Origin of the sequence: Acinetobacter sp. YH16040_T (assembly GCF_024605785.1) — a bacterium.
Taxonomy (GTDB): Bacteria; Pseudomonadota; Gammaproteobacteria; order Pseudomonadales; family Moraxellaceae; genus Acinetobacter; species Acinetobacter amyesii.
The window spans coordinates 131,948-149,953 of record NZ_CP094541.1; the positions used below are offsets into that span (position 1 = coordinate 131,948).

Below are 18,006 nucleotides of genomic sequence, written 5' to 3' on the forward strand. Positions count from 1 at the left end.
GATGAACTCATCGGGAACAGGAAGTTCCATACAAGAATAACAATAGATAAGCACAAGGACTGTAAGGTACGACAGGAGTTATACCGAGCGAACCCATACGAAAAACCCCGGCAGGATGCCGGGGTTTTTTATTATCTAAAATATTTAGATCAAAGTTGGATGGGCATCCAGAATGCGAATTAAAGTCGCTGCAGGACCAGTCGGATAGCGTCGGCCTTGTTCCCAGTTCTGTAGCGTTCTCGCGCTAATATGCAAACGTGCAGCAAACTCTGCTTGCGTTAATCCAGTTTTCTCACGTACTTCTTTAATATCTGGCAATTCAAGCTCTGTGACTCGACTGGCCTTTATCTCATTACGTTTGATGGCACCAGCTTCTTTGATTGAAGCAACCAGGTCATCAAATAAGTTGTTATCCATGAAATTGCTCCTTTACTAATTGACGCAGGATCGATGTTTCTTTGTCTGTCAGATTATCTTTCACAGACTTTGGATAAGCCACCAGGAAAAATATCTGATCATCTTCTGTGACCCAATAATAGATCACCCGGATGCCGCCGCTTTTACCTTTATTGCCTTGAGTACAGCGTACTTTACGAATTCCACCACCATTCTTGATTAAGTCACCTTTATCAGGTTGTACCAAAAGATCTTGCTGGAGCTGACGATACTCTTCATCACTTACAAGCTCTTTAATTTGCTTGGTAAAAACACTGGTTTCAATGAATAACATGAGCTCAAGTACGTCAATGGCGTATAAGAATTTTAGCAGTTTTAGAATAAAAAAACGAGAAAAGGTAGCTCTCATTTCTCATAACCGAAATTATCTTACGTGATTAGCTTCAATTTTGATTTTTAGGTAATAGAAATTACAACCAAAAGGTAAATAAATATTCAATTTTTTGATACAAAAAGTCATTTATAGTATATTTAATTAATTGATATAATTTACATTAAGTACATTATTAGAATAAATATATAGAATGCCTCGTTTAGTTCTAAAGGCTAAATCAATAAGATCTTTTGATCCTAAATTTTTGATGGCCTTAATTGATTGTCTACCTTTAAATCAGCGACCCTCTATTAAGGAATTATTAAATCTTTATCCAGAAGAAATTAAATTAGATCTAACCTCTGAAGTATTGGAGTCTACTATTGAAAAAATATCAGCTCGATTAGGTACGGTATTCGATATTCAACATTCATAATTTAAAATTAAATAATAGATGTTATATGAAAGGCACAATTCATGAGCCTTTTCATCACTCGTTTAACATAAAATCTCTTATACGAAACTCTCTTGTAAGCCCAAAGTAGAAATGTCCGGTTTCTCCAAAGTAAAAATGTCCGCTTTTAGAATATGCGCTTTTGCGATTATCGAAGCGGACGGTTTGATATGTTGGTGTCTATGTCGGATAAAGAACTTAAACGATTGTCGGTCTTGCAAGAAATCTGCGATCAACGCATAACTCAACCTCAGGCTGCTCAGCTACTTCATATCTCAGAACGTCAGATCAGACGCTTACTGCAGAAATACAAAGCTCAAGGTCCCGCTGCATTAGCCCATGCCGCTCGTGGCCAAATCAGCAATTCTAAACTTCCTGAAGAACTCAGACTTAAGTGTCTCAATATTGTTTCAGATCAACTTTATGGTTTCGGACCCACTTTAGCGCATGAAAAGCTCACCACTGTTCATGGATTTGATATTTCAGTGGAAACACTACGTTCTTGGATGATTGCAGCCGATTTATGGATCCCTCGCTGCAAGCGCCTGAAACGACCATATCAGCCTCGTTATAACCGAGATTGTTATGGTGAATTGATCCAAATTGATGGCTCACACCATGATTGGTTTGAAGGTCGAGCACCTAAATGCTGTCTGCTAGTATTCATCGATGATGCCACAGGAAACTTGCAGCATTTACGCTTCTGTGCGTCAGAGTCAGCCTTTGACTATATGATTTCGACACGTTTATATATCGAACAGCATGGTAAGCCATTGGCATTTTACAGTGACAAACATTCAGTTTTTAGGGTGAATCAAAGTAGCAAGAAAGACACCAAGATTACCCAGTTTGGACGTGTTCTGAGCACTCTCAATATCGATATCATTTTCGCTAACTCCCCTCAAGCCAAAGGTCGTGTAGAACGAGCGAATAGAACACTTCAGGATCGTCTGATTAAGGAGATGCGTTTAGAAGGCATCAGTTCAATTGCAGATGCCAATAAGTGGCTGCCGTGCTTTATTGAGCAATTTAATCGTAAATTCGCCAAGATGGCTTTTAATCCCAAGGATCTACATCGGCCTATCGCTGAAACAGCCGAAGAATTAGATGATGTTTTTACCTGGCGTGAACCCCGCAGGGTCACGAACAGCTTGACGATTACTTATGATAAATGCGTATATATCTTGGAAAACAGCGAAGAAAATCAAAGATTGGTCGGCAAGTATCTTGAGTTCTTGGAATATCCGGATGGTACTGTAGCCATTGAATATCAGGGAAGAAAAATCAATTACAGCATCTTTGATAAATTAAGTCAGCTCAACCAGAGAGAGATCGTTGAGAATAAACGTTTGGGTTCTGTGCTGGCACATATTCAACAACAGCATGAACAACTGGAACACCAAAACAAACGCAATCGTTCTCAAAAGATGCCACGTAGACAAGCACAGAAAACAGCGATTGAACAACGAAATCTAAATCCTGTGCTTGACTTGGAAATGTCCATATAGGACATTTCTATTTGGTTATTAGGTAGGACATTTCTACTTGGGAATAACATCTCTTCATCACACTTCTTACATTCCAACATTACCCCTAACTTTTCGTTCCGTCCTTGCTCAGTGATAACCCAAGGACGGTTTTGCCAAGGCGGATCATGCCGGACATGCTGTGTATGGCCACAAGCTAAAATAGCATACCAATGATTTTCATCATCCAAGGCAAAATCAACAATGGCTTGCTGCATATCGGACACCTATCTAAACTGAACTTATGTTGAAAAGGGGAGAGAGCTCATGCTGAGCAATCACAACGGCTTGAATATCAAATTGCTAAATAGACTGTGAAATTTGGTTTATTTCTGCCGCACGCTTACGCCGCGACAATTCTATTTTTCCCGCCATGTTTGGCTTTATACAGCGCTAGATCAGCACGCTTAATTGTATCTTCGTAGGTACAATCTTCAGGCATGATGGTTGTTACTCCTATGCTCACGGTGACATGGGCGTTATCTATTGAAAACCGACTTAATTCTTTTCTGGAATGTTCATGAATCCGTTTGGCAAATTGAATGGCTTGTTCACAGCCCGTGTTGGGTAATGCGACCACAAACTCATCTCCACCTAAGCGGCAGGCGCAATCAGTCTTGCGCAGCGTTAAACGAAGAATATCTGCGACTGCTCGGATTGCCTCATCACCGACATGATGACCTTTGCTGTCGTTGATTTTTTTGAGGTTATCAAGATCGAACATCAAAATCGAGGTCTGTATGGAATGTCGTAGGTATGACTCATAATGTAATGCTAAGTCATGCTCTAATTTTCTTCGATTGAAAAGACCGGTTAACTGATCTGTATGGCTGAGTTCTTTCAGCTTGATTTCCAGGTTGTGACGCGCTGAAATATTACTTGCGACCCAAAGTACAACGTCTTCTTCATCTACCGAAAAACTGAGAGCTTGGATGCGCACCTCAAACCAAATGGACTCTTCAGGACCATAATCGGGCAGACCTTTTACATCCCTATTGCTCAGTTCATACTCTTCGATGAGTAGATTTCCTGACGCTAGAGCTTGGTCGATCAGTTGCATAAACAAGTTGGCTTTATCTGGCTTGATCACATCTGAAATATAGGTACCAACAAGACCGGAACCATCGTGGTAATAACGATTATCGCGCCCGCCAAAAACTGCAACGTATTTTCCACTACGTGATATGACAAATGCAGGGTCTGGTAAAGCATCAAGAATGATAGCCATCTGCTCAATGTTGATCATCAATGAATTCTATTTTTTATTTACAATAATTAACACAATAGCTAAAAAAAATAAAAAGCACGTGTTTTTTAACCAAAAATAGGGCTAAGTATATTTGGAAGTAATTAAACAGGTAGCAATGCTTTGGTATTTATTTATGCAGACCTATCAAATGATATTATTAAAGCTTATTTCCATTATTGAGATAAAGCCGATGATAGAAATGTTTTGAATTATCGCCTGCATCACACGAATCCATACATACACATGCAAAATCAGAATAAACAAAAGAAAAATCTCGGCTATACTCGTTCATAAATTGATAATGAACAGAGCACTGAATAATGCGTGTACTTGTTGTGATGGATCCCATCGAAAATGTAAACCTAAAAAAAGATACCTCAATGGCGATGCTATGGGCAGCAGCACGTCGTGGACATGAGCTAGGCTATGCATTACAGCAAGATTTATATATCGATCAAGGCAAAGCCTTTGGTTTGATTTCTCCGCTAAAAGTTTTTGAAGACTACAACCACTATTACGAACTCGGCGAAAAACAAAAAGAATCAATTGCTGCTTATGACGTGGTTTTGATGCGTAAAGATCCGCCGTTTGACATGAACTTTGTCTACACCACCTATATTTTGGAACAGGCTGAACGCGAAGGCGCATGGATTATTAACAAGCCACAAAGCCTACGTGACTGCAATGAAAAATTGTTTGCGACACAATTCCCTGAACTTCAAGTACCAACCTTGGTGACTTCACAGCAAAGTCTGATTCGTGAATTTTTACAAGAACATGGCGATGTGATCGTGAAACCATTAGACGGCATGGGCGGCATGGGCATTTTCCGTTTATACCAAGATGGCGTTAATATCGGTTCAACTATTGAAATCCTGACCAATAACGGCACACAGCCGATTATGGCGCAGCGTTATATCCCCGAAATTGTGGATGGCGACAAGCGCATCTTGATGATCAGTGGCGAACCCGTACCGTATTGTTTGGCGCGTATTCCGCAAAATGGCGAAGTGCGTGGCAACTTGGCGGCAGGTGGTTTGGGCGAGGCGCGTCCATTGACCGAAAATGATAAAGCTATTGCAGCCAAAGTTGGGCCATTCCTTCGTGAAAAAGGGTTAGTGTTTGTTGGTCTGGATGTGATTGGTAATTACGTGACTGAAATTAATGTCACCAGTCCAACCTGCGTACGTGAAATTGATGCGCAATTTGGAACCTCGATTGCCGATGATTTATTTGATGTCCTTGAGGCAGGTTTAAAAGCTTAATTTTGCACTAGATTTAAAAGAGTCCTCCACGGGCTCTTTTTTTGTCCTGCCCTCAGGGGAGGGGAGCTTAAAAAGCAAAAAAATGTAAGTGAATGCAATTAAAGTGAAAAATTGTCTGATTTTTTTTCAATTCTCATAGATTAATAATAAAACTAGTTTAAACTTTTAAAATAGTAGAAAAAAACAATCATACGCCTGTTGAAAAAAAGTAAATTACCTTTCACGGTCATGCTTTTGTGATTACAATTGTTTGCTTAAAATCGAATATCATTAGCCTCTTTTTAGAATTGAAGAATTAGACAGTGACCGAAGTAACGCAAGTAAAGCCGAAACATGTCATGATGATGGCTGCCGGAACCGGTGGTCACGTCTTTCCAGCGCTCGCTGTTGCCAAAGAGTTGCAACAACAAGGCTGTGAAGTTTCTTGGCTCGCAACGCCAACAGGCATGGAAAATCGCCTGCTTAAAAATCATAATATTCCAATTTATCAAATTGATATCCAAGGCGTACGCGGCAATGGAGTCGTGCGTAAGCTGATGGCACCGTTTAAAATTCTCAAAGCTACTTTGAGTGCCATGCGTTATATGAAACAACTCAAAGTTGATGCAGTTGCAGGCTTTGGGGGTTACGTGGCTGGGCCAGGTGGCTTGGCAGCTCGTGCATTGGGCATACCAGTCATTATCCATGAACAAAATGCTGTGGCTGGGTTTACCAATACGCAGTTGTCACGTGTGGCCAAAATTGTTTGTCAGGCATTTCCAAATACCTTTCCAGCACAAGATAAAATCGTAACCACAGGGAATCCTGTACGTAAAGAAATTACAGAAATTTTAAATCCGTCATGGCGTTACCAAGAGCGTGAAAAAGCTGGGTTGCCATTACGGGTTTTAATTGTGGGTGGCTCACTGGGCGCACGTGCCTTAAATGAATGTGTGCCGGCAGCCTTGCAGCAATTAGAACAGCCACTCAGTGTATATCACCAGTGTGGTCAAAATAACGCTGAAAGCACATTGGCTCGTTATGCAAATGCACCTGAACATATGCAAGTTGAAGTTCAGCCGTTTATTGAAGATATGGCAGCAGCCTATTCTGCAGCGGATTTGATTATCTGCCGTGCTGGTGCGCTAACCGTCACTGAAATTGCGACAGCAGGTGTAGCAGCCGTGTTTGTTCCTCTGCCAAGTGCAGTGGATGACCATCAAACTGCAAATGCAGGGTTCTTGGCCAATATCAATGCCGCAAAAATTTGCCCACAAGCGGACATGACCGCAGAAAGTTTAACAGCGTTGTTGAAGCCGCTGATGAATCGCCAACGACTTATGGAAATGGCGGTTAAGGCTCGACAACAGGCACAACCCGATGCGACACAGCACGTGGTTGGTTTAATTCAAGATTTGTAAAATTCGAGTAATCTATGTCTCCATCAACGCCTGCCGATCAAGCGAAAAAGCTCATTAAAGTGCCAGAAATGCGCCGTATTAAACACATCCATTTTATTGGGATTGGTGGTGCGGGCATGTGCGGTATTGCCGAAGTATTGAAAAACCAAGGCTATAAAGTTTCAGGTTCAGATATTAAAGCGTCGAAAACCACGGCTCAGCTTGAAGAAAACGGCATTCAAGTTTTCATCGGTCATGCTGCTGAAAATATTCAAGGCGCCAATGTAATCGTTGTATCAACAGCTATTGATTCTGAAAACCCAGAAGTGAAAGCGGCGATTGAAACCCGTACACCTGTCGTGCGTCGTGCAGAAATGTTGGGTGAATTAATGCGTTACCGTCATGGTATTGCCGTTGCGGGGACGCATGGTAAAACCACGACAACCAGTCTGGTGACCTGCATGTTGGCAGAAGAAAATCTGGACCCAACTTATGTCATTGGTGGTTTATTAAATCGTACTGGTGTGAATGCTGCATTGGGTGCAAGCCGTTATATCGTGGCTGAAGCAGACGAATCAGATGCGTCATTCCTGCATTTACAGCCGATGGCAACGATTGTCACTAATATCGACGCTGACCATATGGATACCTATGGCGGTAGTTTCGATGTATTGAAAGATACCTTCGTACAATTCTTACAGCGCCTTCCATTTTACGGTTTAGCTGTGATGTGTGGTGATGATGCCAACATCCGTGAAATTATGCCGCGTATTGGTCGTCCTGTCGTGACTTATGGTTTCAATGAAGACAATGACATTCGTGCCGTTGATGTGGCTCAAGAAGGCATGCAATCACACTTTACAGTTTTGCGTAAAGACCGTGAGCCGTTACGTTTAACCATTAACTTGCCGGGTCTTCATAATATCTTAAATGCCTTGGCAGCGATTGGTATTGCAACGGATGAAGGCGTTTCTGATGCTGCGATTGCACGTGCCTTAGAAAGCTTCAGTGGCGTAGGTCGTCGTTTCCAAGTACAAGGCGAATTTGAAGTTGAAGATGGCTTGGTAAAATTGGTGGATGACTATGGTCACCATCCAAAAGAAGTGGAAGCGACCATTAAAGCGGCACGTGCAAGTCATCCTGATCGCCGTTTGGTGATGATGTTCCAGCCACACCGTTTTAGTCGTACGCGTGACTGTTTTGATGACTTCGTCGATGTCTTGTCTCAAGTCGATCAACTGTTGTTATTAGAAGTTTATCCTGCAGGTGAAAAACCAATTGTGGGTGCGGATAGTCGTGCGTTGGCTCGAAGCATTCGTCTCCGTGGTGAAGTTGAGCCGATTCTCATCGATCCAGTAGAAGGCAACTTACAAGCAGTAATGAAAAAAGTGTTACAAGCAAATGACTTGTTATTAACACAGGGCGCAGGTAATGTTGGAGCAATCTCAATCGAACTTGCTCAAAACAATCTCTATGTAAAATGATCACCGCTTGGTGATCCAAAGTTTGTTTAGACTGTAGATAAAAGTTTAAGGATATAAACGTGTCAAATGCTTCAAAATTCGGCAAAGTTGCCGTGTTATTAGGTGGGAAATCTGCCGAACGTGAGGTTTCTCTCGATAGTGGTAAAGCTGTACTTGAAGCATTGGTGCGTTCGGGTGTAAATGCCGAAGCATTTGATCCGCAGCAACGCAGTGTGACTGAGTTGGTGGCTTATGACCGTGCATTTATCGTACTTCATGGCCGTGGTGGTGAAGATGGTCAAATTCAGGGTACTTTGGAATGGTTAAACATTCCGTACACTGGAACGGGCGTTCAAGGCTCAGCGATTGGTATGGATAAAGTCAAAACTAAACAAGTTTGGCAAGGTTCAGAACTACCGACAGCACCTTATCGTATTGTCAGCAAAGATTCAGATTTACAAGAAATTGTAGATTCAATTGGTTTGCCATTTATTATCAAGCCAGTGCATGAAGGCTCAAGCATTGGTATGAGCAAAGTTGAAAAAATTGAAGACTTTGCAACCGCAATTGCCAAAGCGACCCAGCATGATGCCGTCGTGATGGCTGAAAAATGGATTACCGGACGTGAATTTACCATTGTGATTTTAAATGGTCAGGCATTACCGGTGATTCGTTTAGAACCGCCTGCAGATGTGGCTTTTTACGATTACGAAGCGAAATATAACCGTAACGATGTGCAATATGGTATTCCATGTGGCTTGACTGAAGATGAAGAAAAGCGTCTACAAGCTTTATCTTTACGCGCTTTCCAAGCGGTAGGTGCGAGTGGTTGGGGCCGTATTGACGCGATGCAGGATGCAGAAGGAAACTTCTGGTTACTTGAGGTAAATACTGTTCCGGGTATGACCAGTCATTCTCTAGTGCCAAAAGCTGCTAATGCTGTAGGTTATAGTTTTGAAGATCTTTGTGTTGCAATTTTGGAACAAACCTTAACAGGTGCGGCACATTAAATTATGGCTCAACTTCCTGCGTCTATGCGCCGTAAACGTGCAGCAACGACATCGATACATGACAAACCACCGACACGTAAGGAAAAGCTTACCAATGTGGGTGGATGGCTGTTGTTGTTTATTGCATGTGTGGTTTTGATTGCCGGAATTTGGGGGCTATATAAAGTCATGACGGATGCACGTGTGGCTGAACTTGATGTGGTGGGTGTGCGGAGCGCCCAAGAAAAACAACAAGTCATGTCATACGTTTCACCGATGATGACTGAAAACTATTTTACCTCTGATTTACGTGTCATTCGTGACCGTACTTTAGAAATTTCATGGGTCGATCGCGTGGTGGTATCACGTGCTTGGCCAAATGCAATTCGTGTACGGGTGATGCCGCGTCAAGCGATTGCACGTTGGGGAACTGGGCGACTGTTAAGCGACAGTGGTGATGTATTTGCCGAATTAACCCCGACCAATCATCAGAATTTGCCGTTATTGCATGGGCCGACGAGTCAGTCCAAAATGATGATGCGTCGCTATAATGAAATTAATCAATTATTTATACCTGTTGGCATTCGTTTAAAAGAATTATATTTAACCGAACGAATGACTTGGTTTATGCAGTTTGATTCAGGCTTACGCGTGATTGTCGATCAAGATCAGACCATGAGTAAGTTGCAGCGTTTAAGTTATCTCGCACACAGTGACTTAAAACCTGTATGGCCACGAATTTCTGCCATCGATTTGCGCTACCGAAATGGTTTAGCGATTCAATGGAAAAACTCTGTGCCAGCAAAGTCGGTAAATGGTCAGTTTGTTGTAACCAGTGATGACATAGGCATTGCGAATGCAGCGCCGGTAAAGCCATAATGATCGGCTTTATAAGTAGAGGCTTTAAGCCATAAATTAAACAAACATGTGAATGGTAGTAGTAAATAATGAATGAAGCTGTTCCCTCGGTTGTTGCGATTGACATTGGGACACACAAAGTTTCAGTTTTGATTGGTAAGGTACACGCGCCAGACAATATCCAAGTGGTAGGGATGGCGACCGCTCGTAACCGCGGCATGAATAAAGGGAAAATTGTCAGTCTCGATAAAGTTGTTACCGCAATTAAAAATGCAGTGCAGGAAGCGGAAGATATGGCGGAATGTCGTGTACATTCTGCGTGGATTTCCATTCCAAGTGCTGAACTAAAAAGTTTTTATGCCTCTGGTCGCACTCCAATTGAAAATAATGACCATGCGATTACCACCAATGAAGTGGTGCGTGCATTAGAACTGGCCAAAGCCAGTCATTTAACGTCTGACCACTATTTGGTGAGTGCTGTACCTTTAGGTTTTGAACTAGATGATGAACCTGAGTGGGTATTAAACCCGATTCGCATGTCAGCACGGAGTATGACAGGGCATTATCATTTGATGATGTTGCCCATCAGCACCATGCAGAATTTGGATCGTGCATTAAAAGGCGCCAATATTGGTGTTGAACGCATGGTCATTTCATCATTAGCAACAGCTGAAGCCAGTTTGCTTAAAGATGAAAAAGAATATGGTGTGTGCTTGGTCGATATTGGTGCAGGTACGACCAATATCGCGGTGTATTTAGATGGTCGCTTGGCGATGACACATACCTTGCAACGTGGCGGTGAGCATGTAACACGTGATATTGCTGCTGTATTGCAAACCACAACAGAAGAAGCTGAACGCATTAAGCTGTTGTATGGTTGTGTTGACCTGAAAGTGGTTAAACCTGAAAGTATGATTCAGTTCCAAGGGATTGATGGTCCACAAACCATTAGCCGTATTGAACTGACCGAAATCATTATTGCGCGCTATGAAGAAATCTTTAATCAAGTGCGTAATGAATTGGTCGATCATGGTGCGATTCATGGTTTATATCATGGTGTTGTACTCACAGGTGATGCCTGCCAAATTGAAGGGATGGTGACATTTGCACGTCGGATTTTAGGTGTCTCTGCACATTTAGGTAATCCACCTATGCAAGTGTATGCCGATGATCAACAGCAAGCTGCTTTACGTCGTTCACAATACGCGACTGCCGCAGGTCTGTTAATTTTCAGTCAAAGCGAAACACAAGATACGATCGTTGAGCCAGAAGATACGGAAAAACTTTCAGTATTGAATCGGGTAAAACGGGCATGGTCGGGCTTCAATGACACCTTGAAGTCGATCTTTTAAGTTGAAATATTTGGGAATATTGTTGGGAAGTTGTACGGATTATTGCTTGTACTTGACAAGCTGGAACTTGGACAGCATTCTAAAAAACAATTTTTATTAAGATCAAGGCAGTATACGGGCTGAAGTGTCTGCCAATTATGGATTAGGAATTTTTTAGGCATGGCCTCATTTGAATTTTTAGAAGATGATCAAAGCGACAGCAACGGTCAAGCCCGTTTCACAGTATTCGGTGTGGGTGGTGCTGGCGGTAACGCTGTGCAACACATGTTGGAATCAGATATCGAGGGTGTAAAATTTGTTTGTGCCAATACAGACAAACAAGCACTCGACCGCATGAATGCACAATTTAAAATCCAACTCGGCGAGCAAAGCACGCGTGGTTTGGGTGCAGGTGCAAATCCACAAGTGGGTCAAACTGCTGCTGAAGAAAGCCGTGAGTTGATTCGCCAACACCTTGAAGGTACGGACATGGTGTTCGTGACTGCAGGTATGGGCGGTGGTACTGGTACAGGTGCTGCGCCGGTTGTTGCTGAAATTGCCAAAGAAATGGGTATCTTAACTGTAGGTGTGGTGACGACTCCGTTTAACTTTGAAGGTAAACGTCGTCAGCAATCTGCTGAGAAAGGTATCGAAGCCCTTGAGCAACATGTTGATTCTCTAATTATTATTCCGAACCAACGCCTGCTAAAAGTGTTCCGTGATATCTCGATGAAAGATGCTTACAAAAAAGCAGACGACGTACTGTTAAATGCTGTACGTAGTATCTTTGATCTTGTCGTGCGTCCTGGTCATATCAACCTTGACTTCGCCGATTTGAAAACTGCGATGAGTACACGTGGTTATGCCATGATGGGTGCAGGTTCTGGTCGTGGTGAAAACCGTGCACGTCAAGCTGCTGAACAAGCGATCCGCAGCCCATTGTTAGATAACGTGACCATCATGAATGCAAAAGGCATTTTGATTAACGTTACTGGTGGCGATGATGTAACCTTCGGTGAAATTGAAGAAATCACTGATGTGGTGAACCAAATTGTCGATCTTGATGAAGGTCAAGTGTTCTACGGTACGGTATTTGATCCAGATGCACGTGATGAAATTAGCGTAACGGTGATCGCAACGGGTTTAACTCGTAATTCTGCCGATTCTGCTGAGCCAGTGAAACGCCCTGTCGCACAAGCAACGCGTACAGTCGCTTCTGCACAAGTACCTGTAGATGAAGATGATGTGCCAGCGATTCAACGTCAGCACAATGAAGCAGCTGCTCCGGCTGCAGCAGCGGCGTCAGCATCCAATTCACGCCCTACGCCAATGAGTATTCAAGACTATTTGAAAAATCAGCAACGTAAATGACATAAATTCAATGACTTAAATGTCTGTTGATTACAAAAGGTAGCTGATCAGCTACCTTTTTGTTTTTTATCAATGGCTAAATATGCTAACGTATAGCGGTTTTGTGAACTGATGATAGAAGACACATGTTGAAACAACGTACCCTGAAACGCATCGTGAAAGCGAGTGGCATCGGACTGCATAGTGGGCAAAAAGTGATGATTAACTTTGTGCCACATCATGCCGATGGGGGGATTGTGTTTCGTCGTATCGACTTAAATCCACCGATTGATATTCCAGCCGATGCTATGCTGATTCAAGAAGCATTCATGTGTTCTAACTTGGTGCAAGAAAATGCCAAGGTGGGTACAATTGAGCACATTATGAGTGCGATTGCTGGTTTAGGGATTGATAACCTGATCGTGGAAGTGTCGGCGTCTGAAGTGCCCATTATGGATGGGAGTGCCGGCCCGTTCATTTATTTGCTTATGCAAGGTGAACTACAAGAACAAAATGCACCTAAAAAATTCATAAAAATACTTAAACCTGTCGAAGCACTGATTGATGATAAACGTGCTGCCTTTCAACCGCATGACGGTTTCCAATTAAATTTTACGATTGATTTTGACCATCCTGCATTTAAGAAAGAATTTCAATCGGCAACCATCGACTTTTCAACCGAAACATTTGTCTATGAAGTCAGTGAAGCGCGGACTTTTGGCTTTATGAAAGATTTGGATTATCTCAAAGCCAATAATTTGGCTTTGGGGGCGAGTCTCGAAAATGCCATTGGCGTAGATGAAAATGGTGTGGTCAATGAAGAGGGTTTACGCTTCTCGGATGAGTTTGTTCGTCACAAAATATTAGATGCTGTGGGTGATTTATATTTGCTTGGTCATCAAATTATTGCGAAATATGATGCCTATAAGTCAGGTCATGCATTAAATAATCAGTTATTACGCAATGTCAAAAGTGATCCAGACAGCTATGAAATTGTAACATTTGATGACATTAATGATTGCCCAATTAGTTATGTGAATGTGACATAAGTCATTGTCTTATAATAGTGATGTTATATTGTATCATTTTTAAGTGTTAAGTCTGTCACATTCTGAATATTCAAATTTATCTGTTACAACTCGGTGGTTACTTTTTATTGCTTGCCAAACGCAGCATTGCTTGGCTAAGCTTAGGGTCGCTCACAAAGTCAGCAGCATTACGGAGTAAATCCTGAGTTTCTGTACTGAGGGTTCTTGAAATTTTTTCAGGGGAATGGGGCGTTGGAGACGGAGTTCTCAGACGGACTTGAATCTTGTGTAAATCCTTGAATTCGTATATTTGTGATAACTGTGCAATATATTGCTTTTGTAAATAGGCCAACTGACTTATCAGTGCCTGATTTTCTCCAGTTAATATAAGTACACCGTTTATATAACAAACGACTTGCCATTGATCCGGTTGGGGTAATAGCGGTTGGACAATTTTCGTAAGCTTCTGCCATGCAGCAACTTGCGTTGAGAGAAACGAAAAGTTTCCTGTTTTTATGTGTTTTCTTGTTGGTTGAAAGACGTTGACAGGTTCTGACATACATATTTCCTACATGTTTATGTCTTAATCTTATGCGCTCCTTTTGGCTGATATCAAGGACGAAATCACACAAGGAACAAAAGAGAACAGTTTATAGAGGTTTTTTATGCATTTACGACGTATTTTATTGGCGTTTTCATTGGCTGCTTCGGCCGCTTCAGTCGCTTTTGCAGATTTAGTTGAATTAAATCAAGCAGATTCATCATCAGATCGTATTGAACAGTTAACTCGCACTTTGTCTCAAGGTGCTTACTCTGAAAGCAATGATATTGATATTCCAGCAGAAACAAAGTTGAATGTTCAAATTCGTGAAAAATCAATTGAACTCAACAATGCGACAATCGCAAAAAAATACGGTTCAAGCAATTCCTCTAAAAACTATTCAGCAAGTTCAAATAATCCATATTCATGGTTAATTGCCCACCCACTTCCAGACATGAAGCGTGTAAGTTCAAACTATGGTGGTCGTACCATGGGTGGCCGTGCAGAAAATCATTCAGGTTTAGATCTTTCTGCGGCTAGTGGCACACCTATTTATGCAACGGGTCCAGGCATTGTAACAAAGTCAGGTTGGGGCACAGGTTATGGTCAATATGTTGAAATTAACCATGGTAATGGTTACCTGACACGTTATGCACATGCATCACGCTTAATTGCACGTGTAGGCGACCGTGTTGCTGCGGGTGAGCATATTGCTAACGTTGGTTGTACTGGTCGTTGTACTGGCCCACATTTACATTACGAAGTAGTGAAAGATGGTCAACGTAAAAACCCATCAACGTATTTAGCGATGTTACCATAAGCACATATAACATCTATATACGAAGCCATTGTCTGAACCTCTACAGACAATGGCTTTTTTATTTATCGCTAATAACTATAAAATTATCATTTTAAAAAATATTGTCTGTATGAAAAATGGCGAAAATTGACCCAAAAATGTAAATTTGTGTAATTGTTAATCAATAAGTATTTAGTAAATAAATAATAGAGCTATTTCGTATTCATCTGTGGCGATAACTGAGCCTAGCCAAAATATGGTACTAATAGAGCCATATATTTAGCACATAGGATAGGTGAAGTATGGCGTTTTATGGCGATACAGATGCGCAAGAAACCCAAGAATGGCAGGACGCATTTGATTCAGTTTTACAGCACATGGGAACTGACCGCGCTGCATTTTTGCTTGAAAAACTCTATCAACAAGCGATTGCTAAGCACGTCCCCATTCAGCGACTAAATACTCCTTACTTAAATACCATTTCAGTTGAAGAACAACCGCCTATGCCGGGTGATTCGGATATGGAGCGCCGTATTCGTGCGCTGATCCGCTGGAATGCCTTAGCGATGGTACTGCGTGCCAATAAAACCGGTGATGACTTAGGTGGTCACTTGGCAAGTTTTGCATCATCTGCCACTTTATATGACGTGGGTTTTAACCACTTCTTCCGTGCCAATAGCGACAGCTTTGGCGGTGACATGATTTATTATCAAGGTCACTGTGCGCCAGGTATCTATGCACGTTCGTTCTTAGAAGGTCGTTTGACTGAAGAACACTTAAATAATTTCCGTCGTGAAGTTGGCGGTAAAGGTTTGCCGTCATACCCACATCCGTACTTGATGCCAGATTATTGGCAGTTCCCAACCGTATCGATGGGTCTAGGCCCAATCATGTCGATTTATCAAGCACACATCCAAAAGTACTTGATGAACCGTGGGCTGATCAAAGAAGAAAACCGTAAAGTTTGGGCTTACCTCGGTGATGGTGAGATGGATGAGCCTGAAAGTACAGGTGCCATTTCACTTGCAGGCCGTGAAAAGCTCGACAACCTGATTTGGGTCGTGAACTGTAACTTACAGCGTCTAGATGGCCCAGTTCGTGGTAACGGTAAAATTATTCAAGAACTTGAATCATTGTTCCGTGGTGCAGGCTGGCGTGTGATTAAAGTGGTATGGGGTCGTCATTGGGATCCGCTACTGGCAAAAGATGATACAGGTGCCTTAAAAGCTGTGATGGAAGAAGCAGTTGATGGTGACTTCCAGCGCTATCAAGTGAAAGGCGGTGCGTATACGCGTGCGCATTTCTTTGGTAAATATCCTGAAGCTGAAGAGTTGGTTCGCAACTTAAGCGATGAAGATATTGATAACCTGAACCGTGGTGGGCATGACCCGTACAAAGTGTATGCGGCGTATGCAGAAGCGATGAAGGCCAATGGTCAGCCAACTGTAATCCTAGCGAAAACAGTGAAAGGCTATGGTTTGTCTGAAGAGATTGAAGCCGTCAACAAGACGCATCAAATCAAGAAAATGCAGCTTGAGTCGTTGAAATATGTACGTAATCGTTTCAATTTGCCATTTACCGATGAACAGCTTGAAGAAGTGCCATTCTATCGTCCGAGCGAAAACTCACCTGAATTGAAATACATGAAGGCGCGTCGTGAGGCATTGGGTGGTTATTTACCTGCACGTCGTAAAGAAAGTGAGCAGCTGGCGATTCCTGAGTTGTCTGTGTTTGATGCGGTACTGAAAGGCAGTGGCGGTAAAGAACAATCGACGACTATGTTGATGGTGCGTTTGATTTCTTCGTTATTGAAAGAAAAAGCCATTAAAGACCGTGTCGTGCCAATCGTACCAGATGAAGCGCGTACTTTTGGTTTGGAAGGTATGTTCCGTCAGTTGGGGATCTATGCAGCGCATGGTCAAAAATATACCCCTGAAGACCAAGAGCAGTTGATGCACTATCGTGAAGCCAAAGATGGTCACATGTTACAAGAAGGGATTAACGAAGCAGGTGCGATGAGTGCTTGGGCTGCGTTAGGAACCAGTTATTCAACCAATAACTTGCCAATGATTCCGATGTATATGTACTACTCGATGTTTGGTTTCCAACGGATTGGTGATATTGCATGGGCGGCAGGTGATGCGCAGGCGCAAGGTTTCTTGCTCGGTGCAACTGCGGGTCGTACAACACTGAACGGCGAAGGTTTACAGCACCAAGATGGTCATTCACACATCTTGGCAAATACGATTCCAAACTGTATCTCTTATGACCCATGTTTTGGTTATGAGTTGGCAGTGATCGTACATGATGGTTTAAAACGCATGTACGTGAACCAAGAGCGCGTGTTCTATTACTTAACAGTAATGAATGAAAACTACGAACATCCAGCTATTCCTGAAGGTGCTGAAGAAGGCATTAAACGTGGTATGTATCTCTTCGAAGAAGATGAGAAGGCAACGGTTCAGTTGATGGGTTCAGGTGTGATTCTGCGCGAAGTTATTAAAGCAGCGAAAATCCTTCGTGATGAATATCAAATTCATTCAAACGTATGGAGCGTCACTAGCTTTAACGAATTAGCTCGTGATGGTATGGCGTGTGAAGAATACAACCGCTTACATCCGTTGGCTGAAGATACGAAAGAAGCTTGGGTCTCTCAATTACTTCGTGAAAAAGACGGTATTGTGGTATCGGCAACTGATCACATGCGTGCGTATAGCGAACAAATCCGTGCCTATCTTCCAGACAATCGTCCATTTGTTGCATTAGGTACAGATGGTTATGGTCGTTCAGATACACGTGGCAACTTACGTAGCTACTTTGGTGTCGATGCTGCACATATTGTGGTAGCAACATTGAAAAAACTCGCGGATGAAGGCGAAGTTGATGCACGTTTAGTTAAAGATGCCATCTCAAGCTTTGAACTAGATACTGACCGTCCAGTGGCATGGGCTCCGCAGGAAACGCCGGAACTGCATGCTGTGGCTGACTACAAAGAGGAGAACTAA

Annotated in this window: 16 protein-coding genes and 1 pseudogene; 12 read left to right on the forward strand and 5 right to left on the reverse strand. The window is 42.4% G+C overall.

What is annotated here, in order from left to right; translation table 11 throughout:
• Positions 1–144: 144 nt before the first annotated feature.
• Both nadS and MST16_RS00660 read right to left on the reverse strand, forming a co-directional pair.
• Positions 145–417: a NadS family protein gene (gene nadS / locus MST16_RS00655; RefSeq protein WP_004641921.1), complete on the reverse strand. Its 273-nt coding sequence runs from the start codon at positions 415–417 to the stop codon at positions 145–147.
• The gene (locus MST16_RS00660) at positions 410–730 is read right to left on the reverse strand and encodes a type II toxin-antitoxin system RelE/ParE family toxin (protein ID WP_067765721.1); all 321 of its coding nucleotides are present in this window, start codon (positions 728–730) and stop codon (positions 410–412) included. The genes nadS and MST16_RS00660 overlap by 8 nt, the downstream gene beginning before the upstream one ends.
• A 250-nt stretch (positions 731–980) precedes the next feature.
• Here MST16_RS00660 and MST16_RS00665 point away from each other — a divergent pair, with 250 nt between their 5' ends.
• Positions 981–1,205: a hypothetical protein gene (locus MST16_RS00665; RefSeq protein WP_100329926.1), complete on the forward strand. Its 225-nt coding sequence runs from the start codon at positions 981–983 to the stop codon at positions 1,203–1,205.
• A gap of 200 nt (positions 1,206–1,405) precedes the next feature.
• A complete protein-coding gene (locus tag MST16_RS00670; RefSeq protein WP_180012554.1) occupies positions 1,406–2,731 on the forward strand; it encodes an ISNCY family transposase in 1,326 nt (441 codons plus the stop codon).
• 50 nt (positions 2,732–2,781) lie between these two features.
• On the opposite strand, the pseudogene MST16_RS00675 reads toward MST16_RS00670, so the two are convergent.
• Both MST16_RS00675 and MST16_RS00680 read right to left on the reverse strand, forming a co-directional pair.
• Positions 2,782–2,967, reverse strand: a pseudogene (locus MST16_RS00675) (DUF3565 domain-containing protein); the annotation flags it as partial.
• A gap of 125 nt (positions 2,968–3,092) precedes the next feature.
• Positions 3,093–3,995, reverse strand: coding sequence for a sensor domain-containing diguanylate cyclase (locus MST16_RS00680; RefSeq protein ID WP_180008762.1), 903 nt, complete (start codon positions 3,993–3,995; stop codon positions 3,093–3,095).
• Between the two features lie 323 nt (positions 3,996–4,318).
• Here MST16_RS00680 and gshB point away from each other — a divergent pair, with 323 nt between their 5' ends.
• The 8 genes from gshB (at position 4,319) to lpxC (ending at position 13,682) form a co-directional block, all read left to right on the forward strand.
• Positions 4,319–5,263 carry a glutathione synthase gene (gene gshB / locus MST16_RS00685; protein ID WP_180008764.1) on the forward strand — a complete coding sequence of 315 codons (945 nt, stop codon included), beginning with the start codon at positions 4,319–4,321 and terminating at the stop codon, positions 5,261–5,263.
• Between the two features lie 338 nt (positions 5,264–5,601).
• Positions 5,602–6,663 (forward strand): undecaprenyldiphospho-muramoylpentapeptide beta-N-acetylglucosaminyltransferase, encoded by a 1,062-nt coding sequence (gene murG, locus MST16_RS00690; protein ID WP_171525945.1) that lies wholly within the window; start codon positions 5,602–5,604, stop codon positions 6,661–6,663.
• A 14-nt stretch (positions 6,664–6,677) separates the two neighbouring features.
• The gene (gene murC / locus MST16_RS00695; RefSeq protein WP_078190576.1) at positions 6,678–8,126 is read left to right on the forward strand and encodes a UDP-N-acetylmuramate--L-alanine ligase; all 1,449 of its coding nucleotides are present in this window, start codon (positions 6,678–6,680) and stop codon (positions 8,124–8,126) included.
• Positions 8,127–8,185: 59 nt separating this feature from the next.
• Entirely contained in the window at positions 8,186–9,115 is a 930-nt protein-coding gene (locus tag MST16_RS00700; RefSeq protein WP_180008768.1) for a D-alanine--D-alanine ligase, read from the forward strand.
• A 3-nt stretch (positions 9,116–9,118) separates the two neighbouring features.
• Entirely contained in the window at positions 9,119–9,973 is an 855-nt protein-coding gene (locus MST16_RS00705) for a cell division protein FtsQ/DivIB (protein ID WP_180008770.1), read from the forward strand.
• Between the two features lie 68 nt (positions 9,974–10,041).
• Positions 10,042–11,304 (forward strand): cell division protein FtsA, encoded by a 1,263-nt coding sequence (gene ftsA, locus MST16_RS00710; protein ID WP_078190573.1) that lies wholly within the window; start codon positions 10,042–10,044, stop codon positions 11,302–11,304.
• 159 nt (positions 11,305–11,463) lie between these two features.
• Positions 11,464–12,654, forward strand: coding sequence for a cell division protein FtsZ (gene ftsZ, locus MST16_RS00715; RefSeq protein ID WP_078193216.1), 1,191 nt, complete (start codon positions 11,464–11,466; stop codon positions 12,652–12,654).
• A 125-nt stretch (positions 12,655–12,779) separates the two neighbouring features.
• Complete coding sequence (gene lpxC / locus MST16_RS00720; RefSeq protein WP_168379401.1) at positions 12,780–13,682, forward strand: UDP-3-O-acyl-N-acetylglucosamine deacetylase; 903 nt, start codon at positions 12,780–12,782, stop codon at positions 13,680–13,682.
• 97 nt (positions 13,683–13,779) lie between these two features.
• Here the strand turns inward: lpxC and MST16_RS00725 are convergent, their stop codons facing one another.
• Entirely contained in the window at positions 13,780–14,220 is a 441-nt protein-coding gene (locus tag MST16_RS00725) for a DciA family protein (RefSeq protein WP_111884464.1), read from the reverse strand.
• A gap of 106 nt (positions 14,221–14,326) precedes the next feature.
• Here MST16_RS00725 and MST16_RS00730 point away from each other — a divergent pair, with 106 nt between their 5' ends.
• Positions 14,327–15,022, forward strand: coding sequence for a M23 family metallopeptidase (locus MST16_RS00730; RefSeq protein ID WP_180008772.1), 696 nt, complete (start codon positions 14,327–14,329; stop codon positions 15,020–15,022).
• A 281-nt stretch (positions 15,023–15,303) separates the two neighbouring features.
• Positions 15,304–18,006, forward strand: coding sequence for a pyruvate dehydrogenase (acetyl-transferring), homodimeric type (aceE, locus tag MST16_RS00735; protein ID WP_078190568.1), 2,703 nt, complete (start codon positions 15,304–15,306; stop codon positions 18,004–18,006).